At 49.6% G+C, this 19,218-nt stretch carries 21 protein-coding genes; 13 read left to right on the plus strand and 8 right to left on the minus strand.

The features are described from left to right. Positions 1–12: 12 nt before the first annotated feature. From BC349_RS17890 to BC349_RS17910, 5 genes are all read left to right on the plus strand, one after another. Positions 13–492, plus strand: a complete 480-nt coding sequence (locus tag BC349_RS17890; protein WP_187258152.1) for a regulatory protein RecX — start codon at positions 13–15, stop codon at positions 490–492. Further along, positions 444–1,535, plus strand: coding sequence for a hypothetical protein (locus tag BC349_RS17895; protein ID WP_187258153.1), 1,092 nt, complete (start codon positions 444–446; stop codon positions 1,533–1,535). Before BC349_RS17890 ends, BC349_RS17895 begins: the two co-directional genes overlap by 49 nt. An 8-nt stretch (positions 1,536–1,543) precedes the next feature. Further along, on the plus strand, positions 1,544–2,383 hold the full coding sequence (locus BC349_RS17900; protein WP_187258154.1) for a nitrilase family protein: 840 nt from the start codon (positions 1,544–1,546) through the stop codon (positions 2,381–2,383). Next, positions 2,376–3,455 carry an N-acetylglucosamine-6-phosphate deacetylase gene (gene nagA / locus BC349_RS17905; RefSeq protein WP_187258155.1) on the plus strand — a complete coding sequence of 360 codons (1,080 nt, stop codon included), beginning with the start codon at positions 2,376–2,378 and terminating at the stop codon, positions 3,453–3,455. Before BC349_RS17900 ends, nagA begins: the two co-directional genes overlap by 8 nt. A gap of 81 nt (positions 3,456–3,536) precedes the next feature. Further along, positions 3,537–4,013, plus strand: coding sequence for a Dps family protein (locus BC349_RS17910; protein ID WP_187258156.1), 477 nt, complete (start codon positions 3,537–3,539; stop codon positions 4,011–4,013). Between the two features lie 45 nt (positions 4,014–4,058). On the opposite strand, the gene BC349_RS17915 is transcribed toward BC349_RS17910, so the two are convergent. Genes BC349_RS17915 through BC349_RS17925 form a run of 3 tightly spaced genes read right to left on the minus strand, consistent with a single transcriptional unit; the run spans position 4,059 to position 7,446 of the window. Further along, positions 4,059–5,573, minus strand: coding sequence for a S41 family peptidase (locus BC349_RS17915; RefSeq protein WP_187258157.1), 1,515 nt, complete (start codon positions 5,571–5,573; stop codon positions 4,059–4,061). A gap of 22 nt (positions 5,574–5,595) precedes the next feature. Continuing rightward, positions 5,596–6,630, minus strand: coding sequence for a thiamine-phosphate kinase (gene thiL, locus BC349_RS17920; protein ID WP_187258158.1), 1,035 nt, complete (start codon positions 6,628–6,630; stop codon positions 5,596–5,598). Between the two features lie 36 nt (positions 6,631–6,666). Continuing rightward, positions 6,667–7,446 (minus strand): inositol monophosphatase family protein, encoded by a 780-nt coding sequence (locus BC349_RS17925; protein WP_187258159.1) that lies wholly within the window; start codon positions 7,444–7,446, stop codon positions 6,667–6,669. Between the two features lie 47 nt (positions 7,447–7,493). Between BC349_RS17925 and BC349_RS17930 the strand changes: the two genes are divergently transcribed. The 3 genes from BC349_RS17930 to BC349_RS17940 all read left to right on the plus strand — a co-directional run bounded on the left by BC349_RS17930 (position 7,494) and on the right by BC349_RS17940 (position 10,756). Continuing rightward, the gene (locus BC349_RS17930; RefSeq protein WP_187258160.1) at positions 7,494–8,675 is read left to right on the plus strand and encodes a glycosyltransferase family 2 protein; all 1,182 of its coding nucleotides are present in this window, start codon (positions 7,494–7,496) and stop codon (positions 8,673–8,675) included. Between the two features lie 85 nt (positions 8,676–8,760). Continuing rightward, a complete protein-coding gene (locus BC349_RS17935; RefSeq protein ID WP_187258161.1) occupies positions 8,761–10,281 on the plus strand; it encodes a GH3 family acyl-acid amido synthetase in 1,521 nt (506 codons plus the stop codon). A gap of 31 nt (positions 10,282–10,312) precedes the next feature. Then, on the plus strand, positions 10,313–10,756 hold the full coding sequence (locus tag BC349_RS17940; RefSeq protein ID WP_222840223.1) for a GNAT family N-acetyltransferase: 444 nt from the start codon (positions 10,313–10,315) through the stop codon (positions 10,754–10,756). Between the two features lie 23 nt (positions 10,757–10,779). Here BC349_RS17940 and corA read toward each other — a convergent pair whose 3' ends face one another. Both corA and BC349_RS17950 read right to left on the minus strand, forming a co-directional pair. Further along, positions 10,780–11,910, minus strand: a complete 1,131-nt coding sequence (gene corA / locus BC349_RS17945) for a magnesium/cobalt transporter CorA (RefSeq protein ID WP_187258162.1) — start codon at positions 11,908–11,910, stop codon at positions 10,780–10,782. Then, positions 11,907–12,455 carry a DUF4136 domain-containing protein gene (locus BC349_RS17950; protein ID WP_187258163.1) on the minus strand — a complete coding sequence of 183 codons (549 nt, stop codon included), beginning with the start codon at positions 12,453–12,455 and terminating at the stop codon, positions 11,907–11,909. The genes corA and BC349_RS17950 overlap by 4 nt, the downstream gene beginning before the upstream one ends. A gap of 140 nt (positions 12,456–12,595) precedes the next feature. On the opposite strand from BC349_RS17950, the gene BC349_RS17955 reads away from it, so the two are divergent. From BC349_RS17955 to mtgA, 3 genes are all read left to right on the plus strand, one after another. Beyond that, the gene (locus BC349_RS17955) at positions 12,596–13,234 is read left to right on the plus strand and encodes a LysE family translocator (RefSeq protein WP_187258164.1); all 639 of its coding nucleotides are present in this window, start codon (positions 12,596–12,598) and stop codon (positions 13,232–13,234) included. A gap of 79 nt (positions 13,235–13,313) precedes the next feature. Then, entirely contained in the window at positions 13,314–13,883 is a 570-nt protein-coding gene (locus BC349_RS17960; protein ID WP_187258165.1) for a hypothetical protein, read from the plus strand. Between the two features lie 50 nt (positions 13,884–13,933). Further along, complete coding sequence (gene mtgA, locus BC349_RS17965) at positions 13,934–14,632, plus strand: monofunctional biosynthetic peptidoglycan transglycosylase (RefSeq protein ID WP_343063787.1); 699 nt, start codon at positions 13,934–13,936, stop codon at positions 14,630–14,632. A 23-nt stretch (positions 14,633–14,655) separates the two neighbouring features. Here mtgA and BC349_RS17970 read toward each other — a convergent pair whose 3' ends face one another. The 3 genes from BC349_RS17970 to pnuC are packed head-to-tail and all read right to left on the minus strand — an operon-like array spanning position 14,656 to position 17,618. After that, a complete protein-coding gene (locus BC349_RS17970; protein WP_187258166.1) occupies positions 14,656–16,353 on the minus strand; it encodes an ArnT family glycosyltransferase in 1,698 nt (565 codons plus the stop codon). 32 nt (positions 16,354–16,385) lie between these two features. Further along, positions 16,386–16,940 (minus strand): AAA family ATPase, encoded by a 555-nt coding sequence (locus BC349_RS17975; RefSeq protein ID WP_187258167.1) that lies wholly within the window; start codon positions 16,938–16,940, stop codon positions 16,386–16,388. Between the two features lie 60 nt (positions 16,941–17,000). Next, positions 17,001–17,618, minus strand: coding sequence for a nicotinamide riboside transporter PnuC (gene pnuC, locus BC349_RS17980; protein WP_187258168.1), 618 nt, complete (start codon positions 17,616–17,618; stop codon positions 17,001–17,003). Between the two features lie 45 nt (positions 17,619–17,663). Here pnuC and BC349_RS17985 point away from each other — a divergent pair, with 45 nt between their 5' ends. Continuing rightward, complete coding sequence (locus BC349_RS17985) at positions 17,664–18,794, plus strand: saccharopine dehydrogenase family protein (protein WP_187258169.1); 1,131 nt, start codon at positions 17,664–17,666, stop codon at positions 18,792–18,794. A 10-nt stretch (positions 18,795–18,804) separates the two neighbouring features. Further along, the gene (locus BC349_RS17990; protein ID WP_187258170.1) at positions 18,805–19,215 is read left to right on the plus strand and encodes an OsmC family protein; all 411 of its coding nucleotides are present in this window, start codon (positions 18,805–18,807) and stop codon (positions 19,213–19,215) included. Positions 19,216–19,218: the final 3 nt, after the last annotated feature.

The following is a 19,218-nucleotide window of genomic DNA, read 5'->3' on the forward strand; positions in this document are numbered from 1 at the left end:
GAATTTTGCCGGATGGCATTTCCCCAAAAGCTGACCCCCGAACAGGCCCTGCAGAAGGCCCGGCATTATTGCGGGTACCAGGAACGCTGCCACCAGGAGGTGAAGGAGAAGCTTTACTCTTATGGCCTGCGCAGCCAGGAAGTAGAGCAACTGATCTCCCAACTGATCGAAGAGGATTACCTGAATGAAGAAAGATTTGCCATTCAGTTCGCGGGGGGAAAATTCAGGATGAAAAGCTGGGGTCGAAACCGGATCAAAAATGAGCTCAAACAGCGACAGGTAAGCGAATACTGTATCAAAAAAGCCATGAAGGAAATCCCGGAAGATGGCTACAGCACCACCCTGGAGAAGCTGGCAAGCACCCGCTGGGAAAGCCTTAAGGGCGAACCACCTCTTGCCAGGCTGAAAAAAACACAGGATCATTTATTATATAAAGGATACGAATGGGATCTCATCCAGGATATTTTAAAAGACTTAAGAGCCCGGGGTTGATGACGCTCTGCCTCTTCCTTTTTTATCACGCAACCGCACAGGTTAAGGTGCTGGACCATGCCTATGCTCCCCCTGCCGGCAAAGACGGTCCTGAGGCCAGGTTTCCGATCGTTCAGGGTCCGGACAGCATCGTCATCAATAAAATCAACCGTTTCCTGCAGTTAACCTGGCTGCATAATACCCCGAAATCACTGCGGAAAGGAACTGATATTTTTGAACGAACCGCTTACCAACATAAGGACAGCGGGGTCCGTAGCGGCTACACCAGTATTGATTATGGTATCGTATTTCAGTCACCCCGGGTTCTGAGCCTGCGGCTGGATCTCGAAACAATGGCCGCCTACCCCGAATCCTATTCGCATTTCCAAAATTTCAACCTGCAAAACGGCACCCAGATTTTGACAGCAGACCTTTTTACACCGGAAGGGTTGCAGCAACTCCGGTCCTACCTGCGGGAGGAAAGGAAAAAAATTATAAAAGAGGCCGGAATGGCGGCCATTGAAGAAAAGATGAATAAGGAGGATCAGGACTATATCAGCCAATCGCTTACAGAATGTAACCTGGAGGCAGAGGAAAACAATGCGGTGATCGATTCAGCGGGAATGATTTTTTTCCGGAGCCACTGCTTTCCCCATGTGGCTAGGGGTATGGAGGCCGACCTTTCTGTGAGAATACCATCCGCCATTTTGTCTCCCTGGCTGAATGCATACGGTAAAAAGATATTCATCGAACCCACCGCCAACATAAAGAGCGACGGCTTGTCCGGCCTGCTTAAACCTTTGTCCGGAACCATTGGAAAATATCCCGTGGTATTGATACTGGAGCGACTGGATGGCAACTATGCAGCTGGCTATTATTATTACGATTCCAGGGAAATTGCCATTGAATTATCAGGGGAGCGTAAAGGCAATAACCTGGTATTGCATGAATACGGTGATGAAGGGAGCACCGGCACCATCAGGGCTACCATTAGTGGCAATGCACTGTCAGGAACCTGGACCGGCTCCAATGGAAAACAATTGCCCTTCAGCGTAAAGAATTAATTTCGGATATGTCTTCATTAACGATCACCACTGTTCAGACCGCCCTTCATTGGGAAGACAGGGAAGCCAACCTGGCCATGCTGGAAAAAAAGATCAGTGCGGTAACGGATAGAATGGAAATAGTGGTGCTGCCGGAGATGTTCTCCACCGGGTTCACCATGCAGCCGGAGCGGCTGGCCGAGCCAATGGATGGACCAACCGTAAGATGGATGAAAAAGATGGCTGCTGCTAAAAGGATTATTTTAACCGGATCTGTAGTCATAGAAGAAGGCGGAAATTATTATAACCGGCTGCTATGGGTATTGCCGAACGGACAGCTTGGTCATTATGATAAGCGTCACCGCTTTGCATTTGCCGGGGAAGACAAGCACTATTCGCATGGGCATCGCCGTTTGATCGCATCTGTCAATGGTTGGAAGATCAACCTGCAGGTTTGTTATGACCTGCGTTTTCCGGTCTGGGCGCGACAGCAGATGTACCTGTCAGAAGTTAACCAACCAGATATACAGGTCCAGCCGGAACCCGAATACGACATCCTGATCAATGTGGCCAACTGGCCCGAACGGCGAAGCCATGCCTGGAAGACCCTGCTCACGGCCCGTGCCATCGAGAACCAGTGTTTTGTTGTGGGCGTTAACCGGGTTGGGAAAGACGGTAATGATATTTACCACAGCGGCGACAGCATGGTGATCGATCCCATGGGTGAAACGCTTTACCACAAGTCGCATGATGAGGAGCTGAACACCATCACGCTTCAAAAATCCATATTGAATGATATCCGGTCAAAACTTCCTTTTTTAAAGGATGGTGATCATTTTTCCATACACAATGCAGATGAACATGAGTAACGCAACAAGCACCAGGTTTTTCAATGGCCGCATCTTCACCGGAGACGAATGGCTGAACGAAGCGGTTATTACCGTGAACGAAGGTTTTATCCATTCTGTACATTCCGACGGATACGCCGATAAGCAACAGGATCTGCAGGGAGCGATGATGGTTCCGGCATTTATTGATATCCAGATCTATGGTGGCAACGGCCAGTTGTTTGGGGTGCATCCCACTGTAGAGGCCCTGCAGGCAACGGTAGATTATTCCCGCGCCGGAGGTGCTCACCTTATTTTGCCCACGGTGGCCACCAATACAAATGAAGTTGCTTTTGCGGCGATCGATGCGGTTCGCCAGTACTGGAATGCCGGTGGAACCGGTGTTTTCGGACTGCATCTTGAGGGTCCCTTCCTGAACCTGCTGAAAAAAGGCGCCCATACTGCCGAGCACCTGCAGGAACCTGACATGGAAAATATCCGCAAACTGGTGGACTATGGAAAGGGAATTGTAAAAATGATGACTATAGCACCGGAATTATTTTCGGATGAGGGTCTCCGTTATCTCCAGGATGCCGGTATCATTTTGTCTGCCGGGCACAGCAATGCCACTTATGAGCAGGCCGGGCAGGCGTTTAAAAAAGGTATCAGGACCTGTACACATTTATTCAATGCGATGTCATCCTTTCAGCACCGGGCACCTGGTCTGGTGGGTGCCATCTTTGATCACCCCACCGTGATGTCGAGTATGGTAACTGATGGCTATCATGTGGATCCGGCGGCCATGAGGATCGCGAAAAAAATTATGGGCGACAGGCTTTTTATCATCACCGATGCCGTTACCACCAATAACGAAGGAACATATAAACACCAGTTGAATGGAGACAGGTATACACTGCCCGACGGAACGCTATCCGGTTCAGCGCTGACGATGGCATCGGCAGTTTGTTTCAGCATCAACCGGGCAGGTATTGACGACCAGGAAGCATTCCGGATGGCGTCACTGTATCCGGCACGCGTGCTGGGAATCGATAATGAATGGGGAAGGATTGCGCCGGGTTACCGGGCGGAATGGTTTTTAATGCAGTCGCTCTGATGCGCAGAATTGGAATAGTACCTGACGAAAGTCACAAAGAGCCATCATCGCATTGAATACATTTGTAAAAAATCATCTCAGATGGGAAAATTAAATGCCATTGGCCTGGATGCGGCCAAAGCGGATAAACTGGCGGACAAACTCAATGAACTCCTTGCCAATTATTCAATCTTTTACCAGAACACCCGTGGTTTTCACTGGAATATCCGGGGTGAAAAATTCTTCGAACTTCACCTGAAATTTGAGGAGCTTTACAACGACCTCCTGCTTAAAATTGATGAAGTGGCAGAGCGCATACTCACACTGGGAGCAACTCCTAACTATAATTATTCTGATTATAGCGAGTTGTCCACGATCAGGGAAAGCAAGGAAGTTTCAGACGGTATCAAGGCCGTGGAAAATATTCTCAAGTCCTTCCAGGTGATCCTTGGCATGCAGCGCGAATTGCTGAGCCTGTCTGCCGACGCAGAAGATGAAGGCACCAATGCGCTGATGAGTGATTATATCAGGGCGCAGGAAAAAATGGTCTGGATGTATTCTGCATTTCTGGCTAAATAAATATGTCTTTGCAGGCGGATCTGTAACAGAGTCGTCAGCCTGTCATTATTGTTTTCGGTCACCTGAAAGGATCAGCTGTCGCACCGTTTCCACTTTAAGGTCACGGTTTTCTATAATCGAAGAGCGGGTGGGTCTTACTTCAATATCAGGAATTACCCCCCGCCCTTCCCGGACCATTTCCTTGTGCATCACCAGTCTGAATTTTGGCAGGCGGAAGCGAATGCCGGTTTCCGGTAAGGTTGCTTCCGGTATGAACCAGGCTGTATTTCCGTAAGCCCCGCCACCGGTTTCCTCACCGATGAGGGTAATGTTTTTTTGTCCCTTCAGTACCTGCGCAAAAATGGACGAGGCAGAAAATGAATTCGGTCCGATCAGCACATACACCTTTCCATCATAATGATTCCTTTTCCTTGGTTTGAAAAAGTGCCTTTCAAAAAAACCGAAATGGTATTTGCCATCCTTCCTTTTACGGGTGATAAAAGGCATGAACAGCCCTGTAATGCTGTTGTACTGTACCTGCTGACCATAACGACTTTTGCGGCTGACGGCATACAGTGAATCTGCAATTTTGAAGGGATGGTCAATTAATAACCGGGTCAGGAAGGTGGAATGGGTAACATTACCGCCGCCATTGCCGCGGATATCCACCACCAGGTGACTGATCCTTCTTTTCCTGAGTTCGCGGAAACTGTTCCTGAAAAAGGGTCGCAGCTGGTTGCTATTGTTAAAGGTATTGACCGTCATGTAGGCGGCAGACAATCCGGTATCAATCTGCATGGACCGGGCATAATAAAGTCTTTCCTCCCGCTGTTCGCGCCGGTTGATCTTTTCGCGGATCAATGGCAGAACCGGTCTCCTGGTACTGTCCTTCGGAAGGGGCTCCACCAATTTAAAATTCAGCAGTTGCGGGTTACCGGTACTGTCGAGATACCCCAGGCTGTAATTTGGCTGCCATCCCTCCACCAGTCTTAACCAGCCGCCAAAAGCACCGCGGTTGCTGATGGTTTGCCGCAGGTAATTTTCATTGTGGCCATCAGCTGGAATATATTGTTTGAGCTTGTCAATAACGGCGCCGATCGGACGCCCATCCAGGTGGGTGAGAATCGTACCACGTGGTAAAACCACATTACTTCGTTTAAGGGTATTGTTTAGTACCACCGTGTCATTGTCCAGCACTTTTACCGAAATGGGGAAAAGCGGCAGCCTGGCGGTATCGAGCCAGCGCAGGTGTTTGCGTGAATAGCGGGTGCTGGTGTGACCGCATTTGATTTTTGCGATCACATAGGTGAGGACGGACCTGAATTGTGGTTCGGTCATGGAATCCTGCAGTTGCCGGTATCCCCAGTCGAAATAATAATTCATGCTGTCAGCCGGAGTGAACCAGCTTACACTCGGATGTGATTCTTCGAGTATGCTGCGGAACAGTTTATAATCGCGCTGCAGTTTCTCCGCCGGGAATTTGCGATTACCATCATAGGAACTGCGACTGATTCCGCAGCTACTGCCGAATAGCAATAGCAGCAGTAAACAGGATAAGAGGTTTGTGTTACTCCTTCTCAAAAGCATCGGGTAAAGATAAGCGCTACTGTTCTTTAAATGCATTCCATCCCTGTGCCGTGAGCTTAAATTTATTGCCTCCCTTTGTTAAAATATGCGTGCCTTCTTCCAGCCCGGTCATGTAGCCTATTACGCTGATCTGTTCATTCAGCACAAGCTTGTCATATTCTGACTGGGGTATGGTGAAAAGCAGTTCATAATCTTCACCGCCACTCAGTGCGCAGGCGGTGGGATCGAGCCCAAATTTAAAAGCGGCCTGCCTGGTATCTTCGTGGATAGGGATCTTCTCTTCATACAGCAGGCAACCAAGCTTGCTCTGCTTGCAGATGTGCAGTATGTCGGAGCTGAGTCCGTCACTTATATCCATCATGGCTGTGGGTATGATCTCTTTGTCTGCCAGGAATGCAGTGATATCACGGCGCGCTTCCGGTTTCAGGAGGCGGCCAACAATATATTGCTCGTTTTCCAGGTCGGGCTGGATGGAAGGGTTTTCCAGGAAGATCTGGCGTTCGCGTTCCAGCAGGGTCAGGCCCAGGAAAGAGGCGCCGAGGTCCCCGCTTACACAGATCAGGTCGCCTTGCTGCGCGGTGGATCTTTGCACAAACTGGTCCGGCACCACTTCACCCAAAGCGGTAACGCTGATCACGAAGCCCATGCGTGATGAACAGGTATCTCCCCCGATCAGGTCCACACCATATTTTTCACAGGCAGCATACACACCTTCATAAAATTCATCCAGCGCTTCCACGCTGAACTTGTTACTAACGGCGATGCTCAGGGTAATCTGTGTCGGGTGGGCGTTCATCGCATAGATATCGCTGAGGTTCACTACCACGGATTTATAACCCAGGTGTTTCAGGGGCGTATACATCAGGTCGAAGTGCACTCCCTCTACCAGCATGTCGGTGGTGATAACTGTCTGTTTGCCGTAATGGTCGATCACGGCAGCATCATCGCCCACACCCAGGATGGATGAGGCATTCTGGAATTCTATATTTTTTGTCAGGTGATCGATCAGGCCGAATTCACCCAGGGTCGAAATCTCGGTTCTTGTTTCCATACAGATAATTTGTTTGTACCAGGTCAGGGGGCTGCGTCAGGGCTTCTGGCCATTAATCCAGAGCAGCATTTCGTCGTGGATCTTTCCATTGGTCGCCAGCAGGTGAGGCTGGTAGGGAGAATAATGGTCACCTTTGAAATCGGTCACTTTTCCACCCGCTTCTTCCACCATCAGGTAACCTGCGGCACTGTCCCATGCGTTGAGTTTGTGCTCGTAAAATCCGTCGAAACGACCGGCTGCGACCCAGCAGAGGTCGATGGCTGCTGATCCCAGCCGACGGACAGGAACTCCCTTGCGAATAAAACGCTCGAAACATTCCAGCGGGCCATTCGGCATGTCAAGATAAGTATAGGGGAAGCCGGTCACCAGGCAACTGGAGATCACTTCGGTTTTATCACTTACATGGATGGGATGGCCATTCAGCGTGGCGCCCTTGCCGCGTTCTGCCAGGAAAAACTCATTGATCAGCGGGTTGTACACTGCACCCAGGGTCATCTCACCCTCAATCTCCAGCCCGATGCTCACGCAGCAAATGGGAATGCCGTTGGCGAAATTGACTGTTCCGTCGATGGGATCCACGATCCATTTATAAGTGGAATCCATCACCAGTTCGCCGCTTTCTTCACTAAGAATATAGTGATCCGGAAAAGCGCCACGGATGGTATCAATGATGGCTTTTTCTGCCGCGTGGTCGGCTTCGGTAACCAGGTTGTTCACGCCTTCCTTGTTGGAGATGGCCAGGTCTTTCTGGTTGAAAAACCTTTCCAGTTCCACCGCACCGGCCCTGGTGGCTTTGATGAGTATTTCTTCTAGCATGAAACAAAGCTAAGCAGACAAGGTGATATAACATTTAAATTCGCGGCATGCAGTTGTCCGTGATCATCGTGAATTATAATGTCTGTTATTTCCTGGAACAATGCCTGTGCACGGTTCTGCGGGCAGCAGATGGCATCAGCACCGAGATCATCGTGGTCGACAATGCTTCGCAGGATGAGAGCCGGAAATTTTTACCCGACCGTTTTCCGGAAGTCCGTTTTATCTGGAATGAGAACAATGCAGGATTCGGAAGGGCAAACAACCAGGCGCTGCAAATAGCGAAGGGCGATTACCTGCTTTTGCTGAATCCTGATACCCTCCTGCCGGAGAATGTGCTGAAAGTATGCCTGAACTTTTTTGCCAGCCACCCCGATGCGGGCGCCCTAGGTATGCGGATGTTTGACGGTCGTGGCCATTACCTGCCGGAATCCAAACGGGGATTACCCGATGCGTGGACTGCCTTTTTCAAACTGAGCGGACTGATAAGGTTGTTTCCCCGCCACACTCGTATTGCGCGGTATTATCTCGGGCATTTGTCGCCCGAAGAAGTGCAGGAAGTGGAAGTACTGGCCGGCGCATTTATGATGCTGCCCCGGTCGGTTTATGAGAAACTGGGTGGATTTGAGGAAGCGTTTTTCATGTATGGAGAAGACATCGATCTCAGTTACCGGATCACCCAAGCCGGTTATAAGAACTATTACCTGCCCTCGCCGGGCATCATCCATTTTAAGGGAGAAAGCACCCGCAAGGATATCCGGTACACCCGCCATTTTTATGAGGCCATGCTGATATTTGTGCGTAAACATTATGGGAGACAGCCGGTTTTACTGAAACTGGCCATGGAACTGGGGATATTTTTGAGGGGTAGCCTGTCCGGGTTTGGTAAACTGTTACGGAAGAAAGAACCGGAAGGCAACACTGCAACGAACTGGCGGAAAACGGGACCGGAAGCGGTATTGGCTGAGTTGGCGGTTATTTCCGGCACCATGCAGGTGACAGAAGGTGCAATGATCCCTTCAGCCAGGAGTCATGATATTGAAACTGCACCTGACCTTACTAAGGGTGAGCCTACCATTTTCGCAATTGGTGAAGGTTTTGGCCTTAACCTGGTCCTTGAAAGCCTGCGGCAGCATCACCCGGCTGTACCGGTTCGGTTCCATTTAGCCGGAACAGCCAGTGTGATCGGGAGTGATGACCCCGGCGGCAGGGGAGAAGTGATCCTTTTATAAAACCAACCGACTGTCAAGGCTTTATTGTAAATATGAGAGGCGAATGAGTATTTTTGCAATTCACCCTAAAGTTTGAAGCAGATTAATGGCGCTGATTGAAATTACATTGCCCAAAGCGATTGCCAGGGCCTTGCGGCTGCCCGCGAGTTCGCCCCGTCGTCAACAGTTGAAAGTGTTGAAGAAATTGTTGAAGAAGGCCCGGTTCACGGAATTTGGTCAGCGTTACCGCTTTGACGAGATACTGCTCAGTAAGCATCCGGGTAAGCGGTTCCAGCAACTGGTTCCCACCCATGACTACAGTTCCATCTATAAAGAATGGTGGCATAAGACGCTGGAGGGCAAGCGTGATGTGTGCTGGCCCGGGAAGATCAAATATTATGCGTTGTCGTCCGGAACTTCTGAGTCGGCCAGTAAATATATTCCGGTAACGGAGGACCTGTTGGCCGGCAACCGTACGGTGATGATCAAACAATTGTTTTCCCTGCGGCATTATGATGACATCCCCTTTGGCAACCTTGGGAAGGGATGGCTGATGCTGGGAGGAAGCACCCAGTTGCAACAGGGTCAGGGTTACTATGCCGGTGACCTCAGTGGTATCACCGCTAAAAAAGTTCCTTTCTGGTTCACGCCCTTTTACAAACCAGGAAAGAAGATCGCCAAGATGAGCGACTGGAATGACAAGCTGGAGGAGATCGTGGAGAAAGCCCCCGACTGGGACATCAGTTTTGTGGTGGGTGTGCCGGCCTGGATCCAGATGTGCATGGAGAAAATCATAGAAAGGTATAAGCTGAATACCATTCATGATATCTGGCCCAACCTTTCGTTTTTTGTGCATGGAGGTGTATCCTTTGAGCCGTATAAAAAGGGATTTGAAAAATTACTGGCAAAGCCGCTGACCTATATTGAAACCTACCTGGCATCTGAAGGGTTTATTGCCTACCAGGACAGGCAGTTTGCCAGGGGGATGAAACTGTCGATCAACGACCATATCTTTTTTGAGTTCGTGCCATTTGATGATGAGAATTTCGATTCGGAAGGCAATATGGTCCCCAATGCAACTGCTTACATGATCCATGAAGTGGAGGAGGGGCGTGATTATGCGATTTTACTGAGTACTTCTGCCGGCGCCTGGCGTTACCTGATCGGCGATACCATCCGTTTTGTAGATGTGGAAAGATGTGAGGTGGTGATCACGGGTCGTACCAAGCATTTCCTCAGCCTGGTGGGTGAACACCTGAGTGTGGACAATATGAACCGTGCCCTGCAGCTGGCTTCGGAAGAATTGAATGTTTCTATCCCGGAATATACTGTTGCCGGCATTCCCCACGGAACATTCTTTGCGCATCACTGGTATGTAGCTTCAGACGATCATGTGGATACGGAATTGTTGCGGCAGAAAATAGACCAGCACCTCAAGGAGTTGAACGATGATTATGCGGTAGAAAGAAAAAGTGCATTGAAGGAGGTTTTACTGGATGTGTTACCTGAAGATAAATTTATGGCCTTCCTGGCATCGAAGGGAAAAGTCGGCGGCCAGCATAAGTTTCCGCGTGTGCTGAAAGGCAGGATGCTGCAGGATTGGATGGCTTTTTTGGAAGGAGTTTGATGCCCCGATCCTGCACACTAAAACGATTACCATGATCACCATAAGGCAAGCCACCCAAGAGGACCTTCCCGCGCTGTCCTACCTGTTTGACCAGTACAGGCAGCATTATCACCAGCAGCATGATCTGCAGGGTGCAAAGGATTTTTTGCAGGAAAGAATGGAAAGAGAGGAGTCCGTGATATTTGTTGCGGTGTCAGAGGGCGAGCTGATTGGATTTACCCAGTTGTACCCGATTTTTTCATCGGTGTCCATCCGACGCACCTGGTTGCTGAACGACCTTTTTGTGGCTGCTGACCAGCGAGGAAAAGGTGCGGGCACCCTGCTGCTGGAGGCTGCAAAAAAAATGGCAACCGATACGGGTGCCAAATGGCTGTTGTTACAAACCACAGAAGATAACAGCGGTGCCCAGGCCCTGTATGAGAGGAATGGCTGGGTGCAAGAAGCGGATAGGTTCTACCGGTTTGACATTGATTAAGAGCCGGCAAAAGGCGCCTGATATCAGAACCAGCCCCGTTTCCTGAATATCCACAACATATAAACGGGTATGACCAGCATCACTGCAACGGCGATGAAAAAACCATAATCGTTGTGCAGGTAGGGTATCTTTTCGAAGTTCATTCCGAAGATGCCCCCGATAACGGTAGCCGGGGCCAGCAGGCAGGTCACGATGGCCATTACTTTCATGACCTCATTCATGCGGAGGTTTACATTGTTGATATATAGGTCCTGCATGTTTACCATTACATCGCGATAGTTTTCACTGAGGTCAAAGGCCTGCATGACATGGTCGTACACATCCTTAAAGTATTTGGTTGTCCGATCGTCGAGCAGTTCGCTTTCGCTGCGGATAATGCCATTGAGCAGGTCGCGAACCGGTGCAATATTTCTTTTCAATACGATCAGCTCCTTCCTCAAAGCGCTGATGCGCGCCAGGGCGCGGTTATTGGTATTTCGGATCACCTGTTCTTCCAGTTCTTCGATCCTTTCACCCAGTTTTTCCATCACCAGGAAATAGTTGTCGACAATGAGGTCAAGCATGGCATAACAGAGATAATCTGCAGAACGCTGGCGGATCTTGGAGCTGGTGATCCTTAGTCTTTCGCGCAAAGGATTGAATACATCCCGCGAGGCATCTTCCTGGAAACTTATCACAAAATCCTTCCCTAACACGATGCTGATCTGTTCCTGTTCAACTGTTCCATTCGTTTCATTGAAATACAACATGTTCAGCAGGCAGAACAGCACACCTTCCACCTCATCCATTTTGGGGCGCTGGTGGATACTCAGGATGTCTTCCACCAACAGGCCGTGGATGCCATAATTATCACAAACCGTTTCCACATCGGTTTTGCGCAAACCATCCACATTGATCCAGCTGATGCGGTTGCTGTGCCTGAAACGGAAGCAGGGTTCCACTTCATTAAATTCATGCTCTTCAAGGCTTGCGGCATCGTAGTCATAGACATAGGCTTTCACCTCCCGGGCTTCTTCCCGATGCGGAATAATGGTTGGGTTCACATGCAGCAGCTCTTTGGTCCTCCTGGTTCCAAAAAGCGTATTCAACCCCAGGGTGCGCATGGCCCGACGGGTGGGTTTGGCAATGGTCTTGTTGATTGTCTGACGAATCATTGTTTAGGCAGCGGTACTTTGGTGAATAATTCGGTCATGCCTTCATGGATGGCCTGCCGGGCCTTCGATGGTTTCTCCGGCAAAATGCCCTGGATGGCGCCATCCCATACAAGGGAGCTTGTTCTGGCGTCTACCAGGTGAATTTCGGCTGTCCCTAAACGGTAGATACCAACCGGTATCTCTTCAGCCTTCCAGGTATAATTTCTTTGTCCCATATAACGGGGTCCATCAAAGCGGAAATCAGCTGTTCGGGTCTGGGTCTCTTTTTTAACCACGATACCGATATTCACCAGCAGGTCTGGGTTCTGGTCGGTATTTACCAGTCCCGCTTTATTGAGTTCCTCTGTTATGGCATCTTTCAGCATCCCGATGCGGTTGTAAAAATCTGCTGACAGGGTATCGCCGCTGGCATCGAGGTCCAGGAAGCGGAAGGTTTTATAAGTTGTCCAGGAAGCAGCCTGGTCAACCTTACTGTGAACGATTTTATTTCCTGTAGTACAGGCAAGCAGGAAAAGGACCAGGATGAGGCCGGCAAATTTATTCATAAAGATCAGGCATTGACATATATAAAGGTATCGCTAATTCTGTTTTGCTATTACAGTTGATTGCCATTCATGAATTGGTTGGCTATTAATGCTTGTATTGACGGTGGATCAATTATTTTTACAGCCTCGGATCAAGCCATATGACAGAAGCATTATTGAAAGGATTGGCATTGGGAAGTATTCTCGCCTTGTCTGTTGGCCCTGTTATTTTTACCATCATCAAACAAAGTCTGAACAATGGTAAGGAAGGAGGGTTCAGTTTCGTGGCGGGGGTATGGGTAAGTGATGTGGTACTGATACTGGTGAGCAATGCTTTTTCCGAATGGGTAAAAGCCCTGCTTGAATATAAAAGGGCCATTGGTTTTATCGGGAGTTTCTTCCTGATCGGAATGGGCGTCTTTTATGTTTTCCTGAAAAAGGTGAAATTGTCTTCTGATGCCAAAGGGGTGGAACAGCGTTTTCGCAAAAGGGATATTGCCAAGATCTTTTCCTCCGGTTTCCTAATCAATACCCTGAATCCCAGCGTACTCCTGTTCTGGCTGATTAATGCAACTGCTTTTGCGGTTACCCATAGCTGGCAGCACCGTGTAATAATTTTTACCACCTGTATGGCGGTGAATATCCTGGCTGATATCCTGAAAGTGCTGATGGCCGGAAAACTGCGCAGGCGGCTGACGCTCCACAACCTGTCCATAGTAAATAAAATTTCCGGAATGATCCTGGTCGGATTTGGGATCGCGCTTCTCTGGGGGGTGGCCTTCCTTTCCGAAAAGGTCTGAATTATACCTTTCATGCGGGGATGCCTGCCAGGTGTACCTTCACCCGACGGGTGAAGGAGGAATATTAAAACATTAGATTATGAAAAGATTAGCGCTGATAGTATTGCTGGCAGGATTTGCGGTGGAATTGAATGCCCAGCAGATGGGCGATTTTATCTCCCTGAAGAAGCCCAATAACCGGCATGTGAGTTCTTATTTCAAGGGCAGCCGCATCGACTTCCAGCATGTGAACGGCCAGCGGATCGATGGCTATGTGGAGGCGGTACGCAACGATTCGGTTTTTGTACGGCAGTGGCAGATTATGACCTTCATGACGAACCTGGGAACCACCCGCGTGGATACGGTTGGTTATTTTATCCATGGCCTGCATTACCAGGAGATCTTCAGCATTTTCCCGGACAGGAAGGAAAGCTGGCGCTTTGTGAAGAACGGAAGCATTTTTATGATCGGCGGAGCCGGATATATTCTCTTAAATGTAGTCAACGGTATCTACCGGGAGGAGCCACTGGATGATCCGGAAAACCTGCGCTCCATGGGAATTGCCGCCGGCGTGGCAGCAGGTGGCTTTGTCCTGAACCGCATCTACCGGAACAAAGTCCGGAAAGGAAAACACTATAAGATCGTGTATATAAAAATGACGGATCGATAAGCCTGCCTCAATTTTTATATATTGCGCACTCTTAACCAGACGGCTCTTACGTGAAAACAAAAGGCTTATTTCCGCGCCTGTGGCGTTTCCTGAAAAAACTGTTTCTCATCCTGTTCATCGGGCAGTTTGTCTATATCATTATTTTAAAGTGGGTGAATCCGCCCCTCACCATCACACAGCTTTCCAACTGGTTCAGTGGGTATGGACTTAAGCGTGATTATGTTTCCTGGGAGGAGATGTCCAAAAACGCCAGGCTGGCGGTCATTGCTTCGGAGGACCAGTTGTTTGCCGATCACAACGGGTTCGACTGGAAAAGTATTGAAAAAGCGATGGAATACAATACGCGCAAGCCTAACCGGGTGAGGGGCGCCAGTACCATCAGCCAGCAGACGGCCAAAAACGTTTTCCTCTGGCAGAGCAGGGGTTGGGTCCGAAAGGGATTTGAAACCTATTTTACCTTCATGATCGAACTGGTCTGGGGTAAGCAAAGGATCCTGGAAGTGTACCTTAACGTAATTGAAATGGGTCCGGGTATATTCGGTATCGAAGCCGCTTCCCAGAAGTATTTTAAAAAGCCGGCCAAATCATTGACACGTGCGGAAGCTGCACGCATTGCAGCCTGCCTGCCCAATCCCAAAAAATTCAAGGTACAGCCGGCCAGCAAATATGTGATCGGCAGGTCGGTTATTATCCAGCGCCAGATGAACAACCTGGCGGGGGATAAGGAAATTGCCGCTATTGTGGAATAACAGGGCCTTTGAGTGTCGAAGGTTTATTTGGTGGGGGAGATGACTTCCAGTGGAAGGGAGGGACTATTCTGGCTGTAGAGCCCCGGTACCATGTGCGATAGTCCCAGTTTGCCAATGAATTTACCGGACCCGGCTAATACCCTTGCAGTGCTGAATGCTTTCCAGTTCTTTCCGGATGGCTCCACCTGAAGCGACAGTGTCTGCAGGTATTGCTTCCCTTCAAAAATATCGAGTACCAGTTCTGTTTTGATTTCATCTCCACGCTGTTCTGATAAAATCTGTTTCCCGAATTCCACCGGCATCTCCAATTCAAAGGGAACGAGCTGTCCATCCTGCACCCGCAGTTTTTCACCCACCAGTTTCAGTTGTACGAAGGAATGGCTTTCCAGTTTTTCAATCACCACACCGGCCGTTTTTCCCTTAGCTGTTTCAATGGCCTGGCTGCCCGGAAGCGAGTCCAGCAGGTAGTCCACCAGGAAAACCGTTCTTCCCTGCCAATCCTTTTCCATTGGCCAGAAGTTGTAGTTATTCCTCCGGTAGCCGGTATTATTGATGGCGAAACTCGTATCCCCGGAATAGAACCAGTATTTGGAAGGGCGCTGGTAGCTGCTCATGAAAACCACTGGCAGGCCAACGGATTTTTCTTTTATGGCTGCTGCCCAGGTTTTATTGTTGTGCATCTCATCTTTGAAACGGGCTGAGAGGGAAGGAATATCGCTGAGCATATAAAGCCTCACTACGAACACTGCCACCAGGGCAGGAGCCATCAGGCGGTAGACCCAACGGGAACCCTTAACCGAATTTGTCAGCCAGGCATGAGCCAGGATGATCAGCGGCACCAGTGCGGGAACAGTCCAGTTGGCTTCCACCCTTCCCTTCAAAGTGCTAAGGAGGAAAAACCCGTAGAACCCGATCATGCTGAGTTTCAGCGCGCGGGCAAAAAAGTCGTTCGCCCGGAATTTCCCTGCGGCATATAGCAGGAGCCATCCGATCAGCGGACCGGCCAGCAGGATCTGCCCCCCGATATATTCCAGTGTGAATGAAAACCGGTAGGCGGGTGCATTGCGCTCTTTCAGGTGGTACATCACGGAAGGGAAATCATGGGTGTATTGCCACCACAGGTGCGGACTGAAGAGCAGCATGCCGAAAATAGCCGCCAGCCAGGCCTGCCACTGCAATGCCAGTTTTCGGTTACTCAGCAGCGTGAAAAGTATGATGAGCACTCCATGATATTTGCTGTACAGCATCAGGGCCATAACTGTGCCCAGCAGCAATGCCTGTATCCAGTCGGTTTTATGCAGGAATTGCTTGTATTGCCAGAAGAAAAGCGCGGTAAAAAAAGTGAGTGGAATATCGGGTACGGCAAGGATGCCGCCGATCTGTAAAACACCCATGGACAGGGCGATGGAATAAAAAAGCCTGTCGTTATTGACCAGCAGCATTTTCTGGATCAGCCAGAGGGTGGCGGTATTCATCAGGGCCATGAAAAGCCGTACACCCAGTTCGTTACTGAAGAGCGCATAACCGGCCTTGATGAGGATGGCGATCATGGGCGGATGGTCAAAATAGCCCCAGTCGGGAAACCTCGAGTAAACCCAGTAATAGGCCTCATCATCCAGCAATTCGGTTCCGGCAGACTGAATAAGGTTTATGATCAGCCAGCCGGCATAAAACCAGGTTCGGGTATTGTTGCGAACAGAACGATTGATGGATGCGAACATGGGGAAATAATATGAAACAAAAATAATCGGGATCAGCTTAGGAAATCATCCACGGTTGCAATGGCTTTTTTAAGCCTCGATTCTTCACTGCCGCTAACCACGGTCCAGAGGGTATCCTGGTTAACCAGCATATCGTGGTACATGTTGAACAATTGCTGGCGGGTATGGAGGTCGGGATATTCGCGCAACTCATCCTTTACCCAGGGAATGTCTGTATTACAAAGGAAATAATAATCGTACCGGCGGCTGGCCAGTTGGTCGAGGATAAAAGAATGGCACTTACCAAAAACGAATTCGCACCAGACCTTCATCACCATCATATCGGTGTCGATAAAGAACAGGGCGTCTTCACCGCCGGCCTTTTCTGTCAGTAACCTGCATTTTTCATCTTCCAGGGCCAATTGTCCTTTTGCGATCTCCAGCAGGTCCTCATAACTGTAATTCATTCCGTTTCTGAGGAGGTATTCCCGCGCGTATTCGGGGCACCAGTCAGATTGAAAGCGTGCATCATAATGCGCAGCCAGGTGCTGGCATAAGGTACTCTTGCCTGTAGACTCGGGACCGATGATGACAATCTTTTTCAACATTACAACTGCAAGGTAAGCCGAAACAGGTGGAGAGATGTCACCAGAAGCATATTTTAGTGTTTAGCGTTTGATTTTTTTCCGCCAGGAGATCAGTCCCGCAATGGCCAGTACGAGCAGCACCGCAAACTGGAAGCTGGTGAAGACATAACCTTTCACAAAATAAAGCGGGATGGATGCCAGGTTGGTAATGATCCACCAGTACCAGTTTTCCATTTTCTTGCGGGTCATCAGCCACATGCCGGTATAGGCGCTGGCGCTGGCAAGTGCATCGGCCCAGGGTATGGCTTCCGGGGCGAAAGCTTTCTGGAGCCAGGAAAGGGCCAGGAAGATACCCGCATAAAATACCAGGAAAAACAGGACTTGCTGAATCCATTCGCGGCGGCTGGAGTAACTGATCTGCAATACATGGTGCTGAGCCTGGTCTTTGCGGGCCCAGAGCACCCAGCCATAAATGCTCATGATGGTGTAGTAGAGATTTACGCTGGCTTCGCCGAACAAGTGTCCTTTCAGGCTGAGGTAAATATAGATGACAGTGTTGACCAGCCCTACAGGGTACACGAGGATGTTTTCTTTTTTGCTGAACCAAACGCTGCCGATCCCTGCGATGACCGCTATGAATTCGAGCCAGGTGGTATGCTGCAAACCATCAATAAATTGTTGCCAAACCGAAATCATCATGCTTAAAAATGCAATAAGATTTTTAGATTGCCGGAAATTGTTTCCATGAAAATTGCTGTATTAGGTTCAGGCATGGTGGGAAGGACCATGGCCCTTGACCTGGCATCGCGCCACGAGGTGACTGCATTTGACCTGCAGGAAGCGCCCCTGAAACTGCTGCGGGAGAAAAATCCGTCCATCCAAACCCGGGTTGCCGACCTGGGAGATTACAGTCAGTATGGCGGGTGGCTGGCACCGTTTGACATGGTGATAACCGCTGTTCCTGGTTTTATGGGCTATCGTACACTGGAAGCAGTTATAGAGACCGGAAAAAACGTGGCGGATATTTCCTTTTTTCCAGAAGACGCCCTGCAACTCGACGGGCTGGCCAAAAAGAAAAATGTGACCGTCATCACCGATGTGGGCGTGGCACCCGGAATGAGTAATTTCATCCTTGGGCGCTACAATGAAACCATGAAAGTGGAAGGTTTTGAGTGTTATGTGGGCGGCTTGCCCAAGGTCAGGCGCAAACCATTCGAATACAAGGCGCCCTTCTCCCCGGTGGATGTGATTGAGGAATATACCCGGCCGGCCCGCCTGAAAGAAAACGGTCATATTGTGGTGAAGCCTGCCCTGACGGAGAGTCATTTCATGGATTTTGACGGGATCGGAACCCTCGAGGCATTCAATACCGACGGATTACGCAGCATCCTGTTCACGATGCCTCATATCCCCAACCTGAAAGAACAAACCCTGCGCTACCCCGGCCATGTGGACCTGATTCTCGCACTGCAGCAGGGAGGTTTTTTTGACGAAACGCCGATAGATATCAATGGCGTGAGTATGCGCCCGTTGGATTTTTCCTCGAAGATCCTGTTCCGCCAGTGGAAACTGGGCCCGGAAGAAGAAGAGTTTACTGTGATGCGGGTGTTGGTGGAAGGTGAGCATGATGGCAAGCAGGTGAGGGTGGAATACAATATGCTGGACCGTTACGACCAGGCCACAAAAACATCTTCCATGTCGCGCACTACCGGTTATACCTGTACGGCAGCGCTGGAACTGATGGCCCAGGGCCTATTCAGTGATAAAGGGGTCTTTCCGCCGGAACTGGTGGGAAAAGATGCCCGTTGTTTTGAATTTGTACTGCAATACCTTCGCGACAGAGGCGTGAATTGGGAATATTCATCAAACCATTAATACTTATATTATGATTCGCACTGCATCAGCCGTCTGGAACGGCTCCGGAAAAGAAGGTAACGGTCATCTCTCCACGCAGAGTGGTGTACTGAACCAGACCCAGTATTCATTCAGCTCCCGTTTTGAAAACGGAATCGGAACCAACCCCGAAGAACTGGTAGCAGCTGCCCATTCGGGTTGTTTCACCATGAAACTGAGTTTTGTACTGGGTGAAGCGGGATTTACGCCCACTTCGCTTGAAACCAGTTGTTCCATTACGTTTGAGAACGGTGTGGTATCCAAATCACACCTGGTGGTAACCGGTGTTGTACCCGGCATCAGCAAGGAGAAGTTTGAAGAGTGTGTGAAAAATGCTGAGCAGAACTGCCCCATTTCCAAACTGCTGAATGCCGCCATCAGCTCGGAAGCTGTTCTCGCATAACCA

Origin of the sequence: Flavihumibacter stibioxidans (assembly GCF_014332695.1) — a bacterium.
Taxonomy (GTDB): domain Bacteria; phylum Bacteroidota; class Bacteroidia; order Chitinophagales; family Chitinophagaceae; genus Flavihumibacter; species Flavihumibacter stibioxidans.